This window comes from Rhizobacter sp. J219, from assembly GCF_024700055.1.
In the GTDB taxonomy this organism is placed as follows: Bacteria; Pseudomonadota; Gammaproteobacteria; order Burkholderiales; family Burkholderiaceae_C; genus Rhizobacter.
Genome location: NZ_JAJOND010000001.1, coordinates 5485729 through 5500031 on the forward strand (window position 1 = coordinate 5485729; position 14303 = coordinate 5500031).

The 14303-nt window shown below is 67.0% G+C and carries 10 protein-coding genes and 2 pseudogenes; 6 read left to right on the top strand and 6 right to left on the bottom strand.

All coding sequences use genetic code 11. The annotated features are described in order from the left end of the window. Window positions 1–24 precede the first annotated feature (24 nt). The 4 genes from LRS03_RS26270 to LRS03_RS26285 all read right to left on the bottom strand — a co-directional run bounded on the left by LRS03_RS26270 (window position 25) and on the right by LRS03_RS26285 (window position 5094). Window positions 25–1125, bottom strand: coding sequence for a DUF3089 domain-containing protein (locus LRS03_RS26270; RefSeq protein ID WP_257829316.1), 1101 nt, complete (start codon window positions 1123–1125; stop codon window positions 25–27). A gap of 325 nt (window positions 1126–1450) precedes the next feature. Continuing rightward, window positions 1451–1756: a hypothetical protein gene (locus tag LRS03_RS26275; RefSeq protein WP_257829319.1), complete on the bottom strand. Its 306-nt coding sequence runs from the start codon at window positions 1754–1756 to the stop codon at window positions 1451–1453. 12 nt (window positions 1757–1768) lie between these two features. Next, window positions 1769–4543 carry a serine/threonine-protein kinase gene (locus LRS03_RS26280; RefSeq protein WP_257829321.1) on the bottom strand — a complete coding sequence of 925 codons (2775 nt, stop codon included), beginning with the start codon at window positions 4541–4543 and terminating at the stop codon, window positions 1769–1771. Window positions 4544–4551: 8 nt separating this feature from the next. Further along, a complete protein-coding gene (locus tag LRS03_RS26285) occupies window positions 4552–5094 on the bottom strand; it encodes an ECF-type sigma factor (RefSeq protein ID WP_257823282.1) in 543 nt (180 codons plus the stop codon). Window positions 5095–5268: 174 nt separating this feature from the next. On the opposite strand from LRS03_RS26285, the gene LRS03_RS26290 reads away from it, so the two are divergent. The 5 genes and pseudogenes from LRS03_RS26290 to LRS03_RS26980 form a co-directional block, all read left to right on the top strand. Continuing rightward, window positions 5269–6348, top strand: a complete 1080-nt coding sequence (locus LRS03_RS26290) for a hypothetical protein (RefSeq protein ID WP_257823283.1) — start codon at window positions 5269–5271, stop codon at window positions 6346–6348. Beyond that, window positions 6348–7037 carry a S8 family peptidase gene (locus LRS03_RS26295; protein ID WP_257829324.1) on the top strand — a complete coding sequence of 230 codons (690 nt, stop codon included), beginning with the start codon at window positions 6348–6350 and terminating at the stop codon, window positions 7035–7037. The genes LRS03_RS26290 and LRS03_RS26295 overlap by 1 nt, the downstream gene beginning before the upstream one ends. 164 nt (window positions 7038–7201) lie before the next feature. After that, complete coding sequence (gene ettA / locus LRS03_RS26300) at window positions 7202–8866, top strand: energy-dependent translational throttle protein EttA (RefSeq protein ID WP_257829326.1); 1665 nt, start codon at window positions 7202–7204, stop codon at window positions 8864–8866. A 45-nt stretch (window positions 8867–8911) separates the two neighbouring features. Continuing rightward, entirely contained in the window at window positions 8912–10435 is a 1524-nt protein-coding gene (locus tag LRS03_RS26305) for an MFS transporter (RefSeq protein ID WP_257823285.1), read from the top strand. 720 nt (window positions 10436–11155) lie between these two features. Next, a pseudogene (locus LRS03_RS26980) lies at window positions 11156–11278 on the top strand (hypothetical protein); the annotation flags it as partial. Between the two features lie 922 nt (window positions 11279–12200). Here the strand turns inward: LRS03_RS26980 and LRS03_RS26310 are convergent. Both LRS03_RS26310 and rdgC read right to left on the bottom strand, forming a co-directional pair. Further along, a complete protein-coding gene (locus LRS03_RS26310; RefSeq protein WP_257829327.1) occupies window positions 12201–13229 on the bottom strand; it encodes a recombination-associated protein RdgC in 1029 nt (342 codons plus the stop codon). A 46-nt stretch (window positions 13230–13275) separates the two neighbouring features. Further along, a pseudogene (rdgC, locus tag LRS03_RS26315) lies at window positions 13276–13404 on the bottom strand (recombination-associated protein RdgC); the annotation flags it as partial. A gap of 247 nt (window positions 13405–13651) precedes the next feature. On the opposite strand from rdgC, the gene LRS03_RS26320 reads away from it, so the two are divergent. Then, on the top strand, window positions 13652–14303 hold a 652-nt coding region (locus tag LRS03_RS26320), incomplete at its 3' end, for an LVIVD repeat-containing protein (RefSeq protein WP_489739924.1).

Below are 14303 nucleotides of genomic sequence, written 5' to 3' on the forward strand. Positions count from 1 at the left end.
GATACGGCGCCGGCCCAGGTGGGCCTACTTCGTCTTGGCCAGGTAGGCCTTGCCCTGCGTGCCCACCAGGTCGACGATGTCGCCGATGGCCAGGCTCACGTCGATCAGGTGCAGGCCCCAGGTGTCGACCACCTTGCCGCCCACCACCACGTCGCCGCCGATGTCGTCGGTGCGGGCGTCGGGGTTGACGGTCATCGCGAGGTAGCTGCCGTTCGCATCGCTCTTGCACTGCGTGGTGACGAGGCCGGGCAGCGCGAAGAAGGGCGTGTCGACCGAGGCCACCAGCGCCTGCCACCTGGGCGTGCCGGTGCCGGTGGCCACGCTCACGTCGGCGCGCTTGGAGAACCAGGCCTTCGGTTGTGCGGCACCGCCGGCGAGTGCCGCGGGGTTGTTGCAGGCCACGCTGTCGTTGCCCGTGGCACGGCCGAAGAGCGAGCCTTGTGGCGGCGGCGTGTTGGCGCGGAACGAGACATACGAGACCGCGCAGCCCGTCTGGCTGGCGCTGCGGCACAGCGGCGTCGACTTGAAGGCGGAGCCCACGTCCTGCCCCTTGGGCACGTTGAGGTTGGCGCCGATGGGCATCACCGAGATCAGCTGCTGGTGCACCGGCTTGCCTTCGATCTCCTTGGCCACCAGCTCGGTGATCATGCGCGAGCCCTGCGAATGGCCGATCAGCACCACGCCGCGGCCCTTGTTGTCGTGGGCGAGGTAGTGCTTCCAGGCGGCCACCACGTCGCCATAGGCCATCGCTGCATCCATCGCCATCGGCGTGGGCGTGAAGCGGCTGCGTAGCGCGGCCAGCGTGATCTGGCGGTAGAGCGGTGCGAACAGGCGGCACTGCGTGCGCAGCGGCGAGAACTGGGCGAAGGTGACGCCGATCTCCTCGGGGCCGGCGTTCATGTCGCTGTTGCCGCCGGGATCGTTCGACACCGTCGGGTAGACGTAGAAGCAGTCGATCGGCGCGTTGGCGTTGGCCACGATGGGCGGGCTCACGCTGCGCTTGCCGTCGGCGGTGATGGTGGTCACGCTCATCGGCAGCGCGCAGACATCGTTGCGGCCGGGGCGGCACAGCCACGTGTCGGGCCTGCTGTAGTCGACGCTGCCGGTCGAGACCGGTGCTGCCACCGGCTTGGGCGCTGGTGCGGCCGAGGCCGGGGTGGGGGGCCGGGGCCGGGCTGGAAGCGCAGGCAGCGAGCAGCAGAGCCGCGCTGCCGGCCAGTGCGGAGCGAACGGCGATGGGAAGGTGCAGGAAATTCATGGTCTTGGGCCGCGACGAGACGCAGATGATTTGTTAGTAGACGAACCTTCTATTATTCAGACGGACTGCGCCGATGGCACTGGGGGTGATCCCGCTGCTCGCAGGCCCCGTTCTAGTGGGCAGAGCGCCGTGGCGACGGCCTGAAAAGAAAAAGGGCCGCTCGAAGCGGCCCTTGTGCGGTTTACCAGTCGGTCACTTGCTCGTGGCCGTGGCGCCTGCCTGCTGCAACTCGGGTTTGCGCGGGCCGCTGGGTTTCTTTCCGCCCAGGAGGTTGCTGCCGTCGTCGGCCTTGCCGACCGGGTTGTTGCTGGTCGTGTTGGCGTCGGCACCCGCCGCGGGCTTGGCGGTCGCTTTCTTGGTGGGAGACTTTTTGGCCTTGGGCTGGCTGGCGGCGGCGGGCGCGGCTTTCACGTCGGCGGCTTGGACGGGCACCCAGCACGCGAACAAGGCTGCGGCCAAGGCCACACGGGGGAGTTGAGAGGCGAATGTCGAAGTCATCGGTCTTCCTTTTCAATAGGCCAGGAGGGCCAGGAGGGGCTTGAGGGAGGCTTTGGCTGCCGGCCCCGTTTCGAGCAGCTTGTCTGAGAGAACGGAAAAACTGGCGGCATCGGGTCTTGATGCCAAGGCACGTGCGTAGGCCTTGATCGACGCCTCCATCGCCTGCCTGTCGGCCAACTGCCCTGTGGCGCGCCAGCGCGCCTGGTCGTGCAGGAGGGCGACGCGCAGCCTGTCGGGGTGTTCGTCGGGCAAGGCCTGCAGCGCCAGCGCGCGGGCGTCCTCGTAGCGAGGTCGTGCCGAGACGATCCCCGAGCTGGCGTCCAGTGCCAGTGCCTGCAGCACCAAGGTGGGCAGCAGATCGAGATGCCGGTGGCCGAGCGCCTGCTGCTGAGACCTGAGGATGTCGCCGAGGGCTTGCGCTGCTGCCTGCGGCTGGCCTGCGCGCATGAGGCACTCCGCGAGAAGCGCCTTGGTGCGCGCTGCCGCGGCCGGGTCGGCGGTGGCCGCGCTTTCGTAGTCGCGCAGGTTGTCTCGCAGCAGTGGTTCGGCTTCGAGGTGGCGCCCGCGGCGCAGCAGCTGCCGTGCGATCAGGTTGCGCACCGCCTGGTACACGTGGGGCTCGGCCGAGCGCTGGGCGGCCGCGTAGGCGGTGGTGCTCACGGCGTCGCTCTCGGCGAATTCGCCGCTGTGATAGAGCGCCATCGACAGCCAGGTGCCGCTGTAGATCGTGTAGGTGTCGCCGGGCCCGTAGTGCTCGCCCATGTCGCGCGTCAGGCCTCGCAACTGGGCAGATGCTTCGCGATACTGGCCCAGCTCGACGTTCAGCTTGGCGACTTCGAACCTGATCAAGAGCGATTCGGTCTTCGACGCCTGTTGTGCCGACGCGTTGGCCAGGGCCAGCAGACGTTTGGTGTCTTGCCATTGGCCGAGCTCTCGCGCTACATCGGCGCTCTCCATCAGGGCAAGCCGGTGCAGGGTGTGGTTGTCGCCGAGTTCCCGGCGCGTCGACTCCACGGCTTCGGCGAGCTGGCGGCGGGCGTCGTCGAGGCGACCCTCCCGGCGGGCGATCTCTCCAAGTTGAATGCGTGCGTAGAGGGGGTCGGTGCCGGCCGGTTCTTTCATCGCCCGGGCGGTGACGATGATCTCTTCCAGCAGTGGTTTGGCTTCCGCCAGACGGCCCATGCGCGATTGGGCGTAGGCGAGGGCCTGAAGCACCTTGAGGTAGTCGGCCGTGTGCGTCTGGCCCGCCGAGCGCATGTGCGAGCGACTGAGGGTCAGCGCGGCAATCGCGTTGGCCATGTCGCCCGAGGACTGCAGCATCAGGCCGAGAGGGCGGGCCACCTCTGCCCGCAACGCGGGATCGGCGCCGAAGCCGGCCTCGACCCGCTGCCACCCTTTGCGCAGGACCTCCAGCACCGGCACCTGCGCCTTGCCGCTCTCGTCGGGCGACAGCTCGGTGAAGATGTCCGTCAGCACTTTCACGACGGCTTGCGTGCGCCGTGCCTCGTGCGTGGCGATCTGCCATTGCCAGGTGGTGGCCGCGATGCCCAGCACGAGCGTTGCCATCAATGCGACCAGCACCGCCACCTGTGCCCGGTTGCGTTGCGCGAACTTGCGGGCGCGGTAGCCGAAGGTGTCTGGCTGAGCGCTCACCGGCTGGTGCTCCAGGTGCCGCTGCAGGTCTTCGCGCAGCTCCTGCACCGTTGCGTAGCGCTCGGCGGGTGTCTTCTTCAGCGCCTTGGCGACGATGGTGTCGAGATCGCCGCGCAGTGCCTGCTGCAGCGAGGCGAGGCTCGCGCCGCGCGAGGCTGGCCCATCGGGCGATTCGCGCAGTGCGGCGGTGAGGCTGCGTGGGGGTTCCTCGACGATGGCGCGGGCAAGGGCCGCGACGCCGCGGGAGGTGCTCGTATATGGCCGGGCGCCGCTCAACAAGCCGAACAGCACCACGCCGAGCGCATACACATCGGTGGCGGTGGTGATCGGCTGGCCTTCAATCTGCTCGGGCGCCGCGTACTCCGGCGTCAGCCCGGCCGGTGCGGCGCGGGTGAGCTCGGTCTGCTCTGCGTCGGCGCCATCGGCCAGCAGCTTGGCCACGCCGAAGTCGAGCAGCTTCACATGGCCTTCGTCGGTGACGAGGATGTTGGCCGGCTTCAGGTCGCGGTGCACCACCAGGTGCGAGTGCGCATACGCGACCGCCTCGCACACCTGCATGAAGAGCCTGAGCCGCGCCTCGATGCCGAGCTTGCGGGCGTCGCACCAGTGGTCGATGCGTTCGCCGGGCACGTATTCGAGCACCAGGTAGCGTGTGCCGTCGGGGGCGAGGCCGGCGTCGAGCAGTTGGGCGATGTGCGGGTGCGTGAGCTTGGCGAGGAACTCGCCTTCGCGGGCGAAGCGCGCCTGCGCCTGGGCGTCGAGTCGCGTCGCGTGCAGCAGCTTCACCGCGGCCCGGCCGCTGTAGAGCCCGTCGCTGCGGGTGGCCAGCCACACCTGGCCCATGCCGCCGGCACCGATGGGCTCGCGCAGCTCCCAGGCGCCGAGGCGCGTGCCCGCGGTGTGTGACGCGGCCGGCGTGTCGCCCGGCAGCGACGCGGCCTCGGCGAGGAAATCCCGCGCCTCGGCGGCCCGGTCGGCCTCGATCATCGCGACGAGGCGTGGGTAGAGCGCCGGGTGTTCGGCCTCGATGCGGCGCAGCTCGGCATCGCGCACCGCCTCGTCGGCATCGGCCCAGCGGTCGAACAAGGCCAGCACTTCGCGCCAGGCTTGGGTGGTCGGCGCGGTGACGGTCATGTCGAGCCTCAGGCGCTGAGGTAGTCGAACAGGAAGGCGCGTGCGCGACGCCAGTCGCGTTTGAGCGTGGGCACCGACAGCTCCATCACCTCGGCGATCTCTTCCATCGTCATGCCGGCGAAGTAACGCATCTCGACCAGCTTGTGGCCACGCACGTCGACCCGCTCCAGCGCCTGCAGTGCTTCGTCGACCGACAGCGCATCGGGCTGGTTCGGCAGCTCTTCGAATGCGGCGGTGCTGAGCGTGACGTCGGCCACGCCGCCGCCGCGCTTTTGCGCTGCGCGCTCGCGCACGTGGTCGACGATCACGCTGCGCATCACGGTGCTCGCATAGGCAAAGAACTGGCGCCGGCTCCCGCCGGCCGGCCCATCGCCGCAGCGCAGCCAGGCCTCGTGGACGATGGACGACGGGTCGAGCGTGATGGGGCCTGATTTGGCGAGGTGGCTGCGCGCCAGGCGCTTGAGATCGGCGTAGAGCAGCGTGAACAGGCGATCGCGCGCCGTGGCGTCGCCCGCCTGGCTTTGCTCCAGCAACAGAGTGATCTCGCTCATGGTGCGGGCGATTCTAGGCAGGTGGGGCGGTCACCCATTCCACCCCCTCGAATCGGTGAGAGCCGTTTGCGCACCGGGCTGCGTCTGTACATGCAGGAGCCCTTGTCGGGTATCCGCTTTCCCTAAGGGAGCTTCCGCTTTTTTAGGTGTCCTTTACCAACAGGAGTGAGTGTCATGAGTGAAACAGGTGTCGGTGTGTTTGAAGGCCTTTCGGATCCGAAGCTGGATTACCTGGCCAAGCGCGTTGCGAACACGGCCCGGCTGGCGACCTATCGTGTGATCGCGAAGGCGGGCGACCCGTCGAAGGTGGTTGCGCCAGCTGACAAATCGTCGATTGAAGCGATCGTACTTTCGCGATTCCGTGCGCAGCCTGCCGTCAAGCAACAGCGGGCCGTGCAGAAGGCAAAGGCGTTCATGGCTTCGCCTCTCGCTTCACGCAAGCGCAAGTTCGGCGAACTCGCCAGCATTGACCTTCACAGTACGAAGTCCATCCACGAAATGGCGCGCACGATCCCGATTCCCGCTGGAATGCGCCTCGATGCAGCGCATCTGAAGCGCCTTGCGGCCGACCCGAGTCTTTTCATCGAAGGCTTCAAGCAGCCCGACGCTGACGGTGGATTCACCCCACAGGCAGATTTCGACAATCTCAGGCTGCGCATTCGCAAGGTGAAATGCAACGATGAAACGGATGGCTTTTTTGGCTCGGAGTCGGGTGATGACGAGATCAGCATGGGTGGCGTCAAGGTCGACGAAACAGGTGACGTCCACAAGCTGGAAGCGTTCAATGTCGGCAATAGCTTCGAAGACGGCGACTCAAAGACCTACAACCCGCCCAAGAAGTTTGCATCGTTCAATCTGCGCGAGGGAAACAAGTGGCCGAAGACCTACTACGTCTCCATGGTGCTTGCTGAGCGAGACAACGGTGGCCTGCCAAGCTATCTGAGCGATCTCTTCAAATACACCGAAGACAAGGTTTCCGAGCTGGTCGAGCAGTTTGGCGTATCAGCCTTGGGCCCTGAGCTGGGAAAGATCGCTGGGGCCATTGCAGTGGCGGCGTTTCAATCCTTGGTCGAGTTCTTCACGGAGATCTGGGAGGACGATATTTTCCCGGTGGTCACTGCCTACGCGAATATCAAGTCTTTGAACCATGTGTTCGCGAGCGGAACGCGCACAAGCTCTGAAAAGAGCAAGTGGGTCAAAGCGCATGGCGGCAAATACACCATCTATTTCGATTGGCAGGTTTACGAGGGCTGATGGTGCGCGCAGCATCGCGAAAAATCATGGATGCTGCGCGTCTTTGCCGCGCGTTCGCACGCGCCGTTGATCGACAAAGATCGACAGGGGCGCGGCACACACCCAACGTTGCCACGTTTGATCACGCCTGGTTTTCCAGCGGTGGCGGTGCGTCTTTGATCGGGCTGGTCGACGGCTCGATTGATCGGCGGTCCCCTGATCTGGTGGGGGCCGACATCGTGACGCGCGACTTTGTCGGATGTGAAGATGTTTGCGCCGACACCGCCATCCATGGCACGAACATGGCAACGCTGTTAGTGGGGCAAGGGCACCAATACCTGCAAGGGGTTGTGCCGCGTTCTCGGCTGCTGGCCGCACGCGTGGTCGGGCCCACAGACATGGCCACTCCTGCGCGCATTGCGGCTGGGATCGATTGGTTGGTTGTGGAGGGCGTCCGCCTGGTCGCTCTTCCGTTGGGGTCCGAAATCGACTCCACCATCGTTGCCTCTGCCATCGTGCGTGGCCACAAAGCGGGAGTGCGCTTTTTTGCCGCGTCTGGCAACGGCTCTGGAACCGTGCTCTTTCCCGCGCGCCACCCGTGCGTCATGGCGGTCGGCCCAGCCGATGATCGTGGCAGGCTGCTGCCTCAAGCGCGGCGCGACCCACACCTCGATCTGCTCGCACCGGGATGGCAGATCCCCGGCCTTTGACCACGAATGGGCGCGGCTCGGGCAGCGGGTCGTCGATTGCATGCGTGATGGCCACCGGGATGGCGGCGCTGCAGCTGGAGGAACGCTGATGGCTTTTCAGGGGGCGTGGGCCGGTTGTCCCGGATAATCCGCGGTTTCCGGTTCCACCAGCGAGTAGCTTCCCCATGGCCCAGTACGTCTTCACCATGAACCGCGTCGGCAAGATCGTTCCGCCGAAGCGTCAGATCCTCAAGAACATCTCGCTCAGCTTCTTCCCCGGCGCCAAGATCGGCATGCTGGGCCTGAACGGCTCGGGCAAGTCGACCCTGCTCAAGATCATGGCCGGCGTCGACAAGGACATCGAGGGCGAAGCCACCCCGATGCCCGGCATCAAGATCGGCTACCTGCCGCAGGAACCGCAGCTCAACCCCGACCAGACCGTGCGCGAGGCGGTGGAAGAGGGCATCGGCGGCGTGCTGGCCGCCAAGGCCCGCCTGGAGCAGGTCTACGCCGAATACGCCGACGAGAACGCCGACTTCGACAAGCTGGCCGCCGAGCAGGCCGGAGCCGAAGCCATCATCGCCGCCGCCGGCAGCGAAAACACCGACCTGCAGCTCGAGCTGGCCGCCGACGCGCTGCGCCTGCCGCCCTGGGACGCGAGCATCGGCAAGCTCTCCGGCGGTGAGAAGCGGCGCGTGGCCCTGTGTCGCCTGCTGCTCTCCAAGCCCGACATGCTGCTGCTCGACGAACCCACCAACCACCTCGACGCCGAATCCGTCGACTGGCTCGAGCAGTTCCTGCAGCGCTTCCCCGGCACCGTGGTGGCCATCACCCACGATCGCTACTTCCTCGACAACGCCGCCGAGTGGATTCTCGAACTCGACCGCGGATCGGGCATCCCCTGGAAGGGCAACTACTCCACCTGGCTCGACCAGAAGGAGCAACGCCTGGAGCAGGAGCAAAAGAGCGAAGACGCCCGCATGAAGGCGATGAAGAAGGAACTGGAGTGGGTGCGCCAGAACCCGAAGGGCCGCCAGGCCAAGAGCAAGGCGCGTCTGGCCCGCTTCGAGGAACTTTCCGACGTCGACTACCAGAAGCGCAACGAGACCAACGAAATCTTCATCCCGGTGGGCGAGCGCCTGGGCCATGAAGTGCTCGAGTTCGAGAACGTCACCAAGAGCTTCGGCGACCGCGTGCTGATCGACAACCTGAGCTTCAAGGTGCCGGCTGGCGCCATCGTCGGCATCATCGGCCCCAACGGCGCGGGTAAATCGACGCTCTTCCGCATGATCTCGGGGCAGGAGAAGCCCGACAGCGGCACGGTGAAGATCGGCCCGACGGCCAAGCTCGCCTTCGTGGACCAGAGCCGCGAATCGCTCAGCGCCGACAAGACCGTGTGGGAAGACGTCTCGGGCGGCCTCGACAACATCGTCGTCGGCAAGTTCGTGATGCCCTCGCGTGCGTATATCGGCCGCTTCAACTTCAAGGGCAACGACCAGCAGAAGCTCGTCGGCTCGCTCTCGGGCGGTGAGCGTGGCCGCCTGCACCTGGCCAAGACCCTGGCCCAGGGCGGCAACGTGCTGATGCTCGACGAACCGTCGAACGACCTCGACGTCGAAACCCTGCGTGCGCTGGAAGACGCGCTGCTCGAATTCGCCGGCTCGGTGATGGTCATCTCGCACGACCGCTGGTTCCTCGACCGCATCGCCACCCACATCCTCGCCTGCGAAGGTGATTCGAAGTGGGTCTTCTTCGACGGCAACTACCAGGAGTACGAGGCCGACAAGAAGAAGCGCCTCGGCGAAGAAGGCGCGCGGCCCAAGCGGGTGCGCTTCAAGGCGCTCAAATAAGCAGGCGCCTTGTCGATCTGAGCGGGTTTCGTTCGTCGTAGAGGCATGAACGAAACCCAAACCCCCGCCCGAGCCGGCCCACGCGAGTGGACCGGCCTCGCTGTCATAGCCCTGCCGTGCTTCGTGTACGCGATGGACATGACGGTGCTCAACCTGGCCCTGCCGGCCATCAGCCGAGAGCTGCGGCCGACCGCGTCGCAGCTGCTGTGGATCATCGACATCTACGGCTTTCTCGTCGCCGGCTTCCTGATCACCATGGGCACGCTCGGCGACCGCATCGGGCGGCGCAAGCTGCTGCTGATCGGCGCGGTGGCCTTTGCGGCGGCCTCGCTGGTGGCGGCCTTCTCGACCAGCCCGCAGATGCTGATCGCCATGCGGGCGCTGCTGGGCCTGGCGGGTGCGACGGTCGCGCCGTCGACGATGTCCCTCATCCGCAACATGTTCCACGACGAGCACCAGCGCCAGTTCGCCATCGGTGTGTGGATCGCGAGTTTTTCGCTCGGGGCGGCGATCGGGCCGCTGGTGGGTGGCGCGCTGCTCGAGTTCTTCTGGTGGGGCTCGGTGTTTCTCGTGGCCGTGCCGGTGATGGTGCTGCTGCTTCTCGTCGGCCCGAAACTGCTGCCCGAGTACAAGGACCCGAACGCCGGCCGCATCGACCTTGCAAGCGTGGCGCTGTGCCTGGCCGCGGTGCTGCCCACCGTCTACGGCTTCAAGCAGATCGCCGAACACGGCTTTGCCGGTGCCCAAGCCGCCTGGCCGTGGCTGGCGGTGGGTGTCCTCTGCGGCGTGTTCTTCGTGCGCCGGCAGAACCGGCTCGACTACCCGCTGCTGGACATGTCGCTCTTTCGCAGCGCCGCCTTCAGCGCGGCGATCACGGCGTACGGCCTGTCGGCGCTCGCGATGTTCGGCGTGTTCATCTTCATCTCGCAGTACCTGCAACTGGTGCAGGGCCTGTCGCCGCTGCAGGCGGGCATCGCCACCGTGCCGGGCGCGCTCGGCTTCGTGGCGGGTTCGATGTTCACCCCGCGCCTGGCGCGCCATGTGGCGCCGGCGACCGTGCTCGTGTGGGGCCTGGTGGCGGCGGCCGCAGGGTTCGGGTTCATCTTCTTTTCCGGTGCGCAGCACGGCCTTGCGTGGCTGATCGTCGGCAACGTGGTGATGAGCCTCGGCATGGCACCGGTCTTCACGCTCGGCAACGAGATGATCATCACCGCCGCGCCGCCCGAGCGGGCCGGCGCGGCCTCGGCCGTGGCGGAGACGGCGGCGGAGTTCAGCGGCGCGATGGGCATCGCGTTCTTCGGCAGTCTTGGCACGTTGGTCTACCGCACCGCGCTGGCCGATCTGCTGCCGCCCGGCCTGCCGGCGGATGCGGCAGCCACCGCCGCGACGACGCTCGGGGCGGCGATGGCCGCCGCACAGGCGCTGCCCGAGGCGCTGGGCCAGGCGCTGCTGTCGGGTGCCACCGAGGCGTTCGACCGCGTGATGCAGGTCAACGCCATCATCGGCGGTGCGATCGTGCTGGCCGCGAGCGCGATGGCGGCGCGCATCCTGCGGCGACGCGAGGGCTGACGGTTCCGGACTGATGGTTCTGGGGGGATGGCGCGCTTGACGCCTCCCGGCCGCCGGCTCGACCATGCGGGCTCCCGCAGGGACACGAGGAGACGCCATGGCCACGACGCGGTCCACGAAGAAGACTCCGCAGAAAACCCAGAAGAAGGCGACAGCGAAGCCACCGCCCACGCAGCTCTTCCTGCGCGTCGCCCGGCCCGACCCGCCCGATGCGCGTGACCGGCCGTTCCGGCCGCAGGTCGGTATCGCACCGGCCGCGACGCTCTTCCCCCGGCTGGCCTGCCGGTCAAGAACCAGGGCGACACCAACGCCTGCACCGGCTTCAGCCTTGCGCTCGTGGTCGAGCACCTGCTGCGCAGCTCGGGCCGCGAGAAGACGCCGGCCATCTCGTCGTTCATGCTGTACTCGATGGCGCGCCGCTACGACGAGTTTCCAGGCTCGGTGCAGGACAAGGGCTCCAGCCTGCGCGGCGCGCTCAAGGGCTGGTTCAAGCATGGTGCCTGCCGCGAGGCCTTGTTCGACGACCTGGCCATGCCCCCGGCCAGCCAGAAGATCGAGGACGACTGGTGGTTCGACGCGGTCAAGCGCCCGCTCGGCGCCTACTACCGCATCGACACCCGCTCGCTTTCAGACATGCACGCCGCGCTCAACGAGGTGGGCATCCTCTACGCGAGCGCCGGTTGCCACGCCGGCTGGGACGACGGCCTGAAGCAGCCGCTGATGGCACGCCGCCCGACCTCGTTCAAGACCGTGTGGGAGATCCCGGTCAAGGGCGGGCAGGCCGACCACCCCGGCCATGCGTTTGCGATCGTCGGCTACAACGAACGCGGCTTCCTGATCCAGAACTCCTGGGGCCGGCGGTGGGGCTCGCACGGCTATGGCCTGCTCACCTACGACGATTGGCTGCGCAACGCGATGGACTGCTGGGTGGCGCAGCTGGGCGTGGTCACGCGCGACCACACCGAGATCTCACGCAGCATCACGCTGCGCACCGACAAGCAGGGCCGGGTGTCGCTGGCCGCCAGCGAGGTGCTGCGCAACCGCGAGATCTCGCCCTTCATCCTAAACATGGGCAACAACGGGGCGCTGAGCAACAGCGGCACCTTTCGCACCCAGCCCGATGACGTGCGCGCGCTGGTCGACGTGCACCTGGCCGAGGCGCGCAGGCGCTGGGGCCTGGACAAGGGCGTGGTCGACGTCTGCATCTACGCCCACGGCGGCCTCGTCGGTGAAAACAAGGCGGCCGAAATCGCGGCGCAGTGGATCCCCATGCTCTACGAGCGCCAGATCTTCCCGGTCTTCCTGATGTGGGAGACCGACTTCTTCTCGACGCTGCTCAACCTGATTGCCGATGCGATCAAGGAGGTGCCGCGCAGCGCCGGCTTCGGCCTCAAGGACTGGTGGAACGAGCGCCTGGAGCAGCTGGTGGCCCGACCCGGCACGCGCCTGTGGGGCGAGATGAAGCAGAACGCCGATGCGATGAGCGCCTACCGCGACGGCGTGCCTGACGACGAGCAGGCCGGCCTCGTGCTGCTGTACCGCCACTTCAAGCACGCCGCCGCCAACAAGAAGCTGCGCCTGCACGTGGTGGGCCATTCGGCCGGCAGCATCGTCTCGAGCTTCATGATCGACCGGCTGGTGCAGGAGGGCATGCATTTCGAGTCGGTGAGCTTCATGGCCCCGGCGGTGCGCATCGACACCTTCGACAAGCGTGTGCGCCCGCACCTTCAGACCGGCGCGGTCAAGCGCTACCAGCAGTTCCACCTCACCGACCGTGCCGAACAGGACGACGGCAGCTGCGGCGCCTACCGGCGTTCGCTGCTGTACCTGGTGAGCGAAGCGTTCGAGGGGGGCGCAGCACGCCGATCCTTGGCATGCAGAAGTTCTTCGACGCGTATGGTGCGGCGCTGCCCAACACGCAGGTGCACGCGGCGCCGGGGCCGGTGAGCACCGCCCAGGAGCACGGCGCGTTCGACGACGACCCGGGGACGCGCCAGCGCGTCCTCGAGTTCATCCATAACGGCTGATCAGGCGGCCTTCGGCAGCGGCTGGTCGCGCTTGAGCCGCCGCCGAGCGCGTCGATCAGCTGCGGGATCAGCTGCGACAGCTCGCCGGTGGTGATGGCCACGTCGGTGTCGAAGCCGTTGTCGTCGCCTTGGCCTGTCGCGCCGGCGCCTTCGAGTGCCACGTCGAGCAGCTTGATCTTCTTCAGCGCCAGCGCCTCGGTCAGCACGAAGGACACACGCCCGTTCCACGTCATCGCAAGCGACGTGGGCAGCTTGCCCTGCGCGATGTGCTCGCCGACCTCTTCGATGTCGAGGGTGTGGCGTGCGTAGCGCACGGTGGCCTTTTCGCTGTCGGGCTGCTTCAGCTCGCATTCGCGGTCGATGCTGAAACCGGCCGGCGCCTCGCGCGTCTTGAGCCAGTCCGACATCGCGATGGCCGGTGACATCTCGGTCTGCAGCAGCGTGAGCGTGATGCCCGATTTCTTGTCGTTCGCGAGCAGTTCCACGAGCAGCGAGACCACGCGGTCGGCCGCCTTCGTGCTGCCGGCTCCGACGACCACCAGCTGCGCACGCGGGTCGATCCACACCGTGGTCGTCGAGCGTTTCGGGAAGGCGCGCGGCAGCAGGCCGTGCACGATGTCTTCCTTCAGCTCCTTGGCCTTCTTGCCCTTGGGGCGGCGGCCGGTGTGGGCTTCGATCTTGTCGGCTCCGGCTTCGAGCTGGCTCTTGATGACCTGGCTGGGCACCGCCTTGCGCTCGACGCAGAGCTTGAGGGATGAGCTGGCCACCCACGCCTTCCATCAGCGCACTGTGCTTTTCGCCGCGGGGCTCGACCCAGCCGGCCGATTCGGGTTGCGAGGCACCACATTCGATGAAGCGGCCATTGAGCAGGCGCTTCTCGATCTCGGTGGAGGAGGGCGGCTCCCAGGAGCCGATGCGGTAGAGGAGGGCGTTCTTGAACATGGGCCGCGGATTCTAGGTGGCGGCCCTGGCTTTCCCTCGGTTCGGAAGGGCTGGAACGACAAATCGTTGACAGCCTGGTCGGCAGCTTCTATAAAACAAACATTCCGAAAACAGTAAACGTAGAACAAACGTTCTACAAGCGTTCCAACGACAGTGGTGCCGCCAACGGACGCCACGAGGAGACAACGATGACGCGTTCGGGAATCGCCACCGGCCGGCTGGCCAGGGCCGTGCTCGGCTTCACCTTGTGCGGGGCCTTGTGGGCCTCGCCGCGCCGGTGCAGGCCGACGGGCCCGGCCCGCCCAACCTCAGCTACGGCAGCAACGAGGTCTTCAGGCCGATCACCATCCTCAACAGCGACGTGTCGGGCAGCGCGCGCGGCCACGGCACGGTGCAGATGGTCAACGGCTACCTCTTCGTGCCCTTCGGCCGCGACTCAGGCGCCTCGGGCGGCGGCTTCGCGTTCTACGACATGAGCAACCTGCGTGCGCCGGTGCGGGTGTCGCAGACCAACGTGACCGCGCTGCGCGAACCGCACGGCTTCGGCTTCAGCAACAGCTACCCGGGCCGCTATGTGGTCATGCAGTCGATCGGCGGCATCCAGTTCTGGGACATCACCAACGAACGTGCGCCCAATGCTGCTGCGCGACATGACGCCGCCCTCGGCACCGCCGAGCCCGACCACACGCGCTTCGGCGCGTGGTGGGCCTTCTGGCAGGCGCCGTGCGTCTACGTGGGCGGAGCCTCGGGCAACGGCGTCTACGTGGTCGATGCCACCGACTCGCGCAACCCGACGCTGGTGCGGCAGGTCCCCACCAGCGCCCGGGGCGGCTTTCGCGTCGGGCCGGTGTTTGCCGTCGGCAACCTTGCTGATCGGTACACGCACAACGAAGGCTCGG

Coding starts and splice junctions, on each gene's coding strand:
- LRS03_RS26275 (WP_257829319.1), bottom strand. CDS start 1,756: ATGACTTCGACATTCGCCTCTCAACTCCCCCGTGTGGCCTTGGCCGCA.
- LRS03_RS26280 (WP_257829321.1), bottom strand. CDS start 4,543: ATGACCGTCACCGCGCCGACCACCCAAGCCTGGCGCGAAGTGCTGGCC.
- LRS03_RS26285 (WP_257823282.1), bottom strand. CDS start 5,094: ATGAGCGAGATCACTCTGTTGCTGGAGCAAAGCCAGGCGGGCGACGCC.
- LRS03_RS26290 (WP_257823283.1), top strand. CDS start 5,269: ATGAGTGAAACAGGTGTCGGTGTGTTTGAAGGCCTTTCGGATCCGAAG.
- LRS03_RS26295 (WP_257829324.1), top strand. CDS start 6,348: ATGGTGCGCGCAGCATCGCGAAAAATCATGGATGCTGCGCGTCTTTGC.
- ettA (WP_257829326.1), top strand. CDS start 7,202: ATGGCCCAGTACGTCTTCACCATGAACCGCGTCGGCAAGATCGTTCCG.
- LRS03_RS26305 (WP_257823285.1), top strand. CDS start 8,912: ATGAACGAAACCCAAACCCCCGCCCGAGCCGGCCCACGCGAGTGGACC.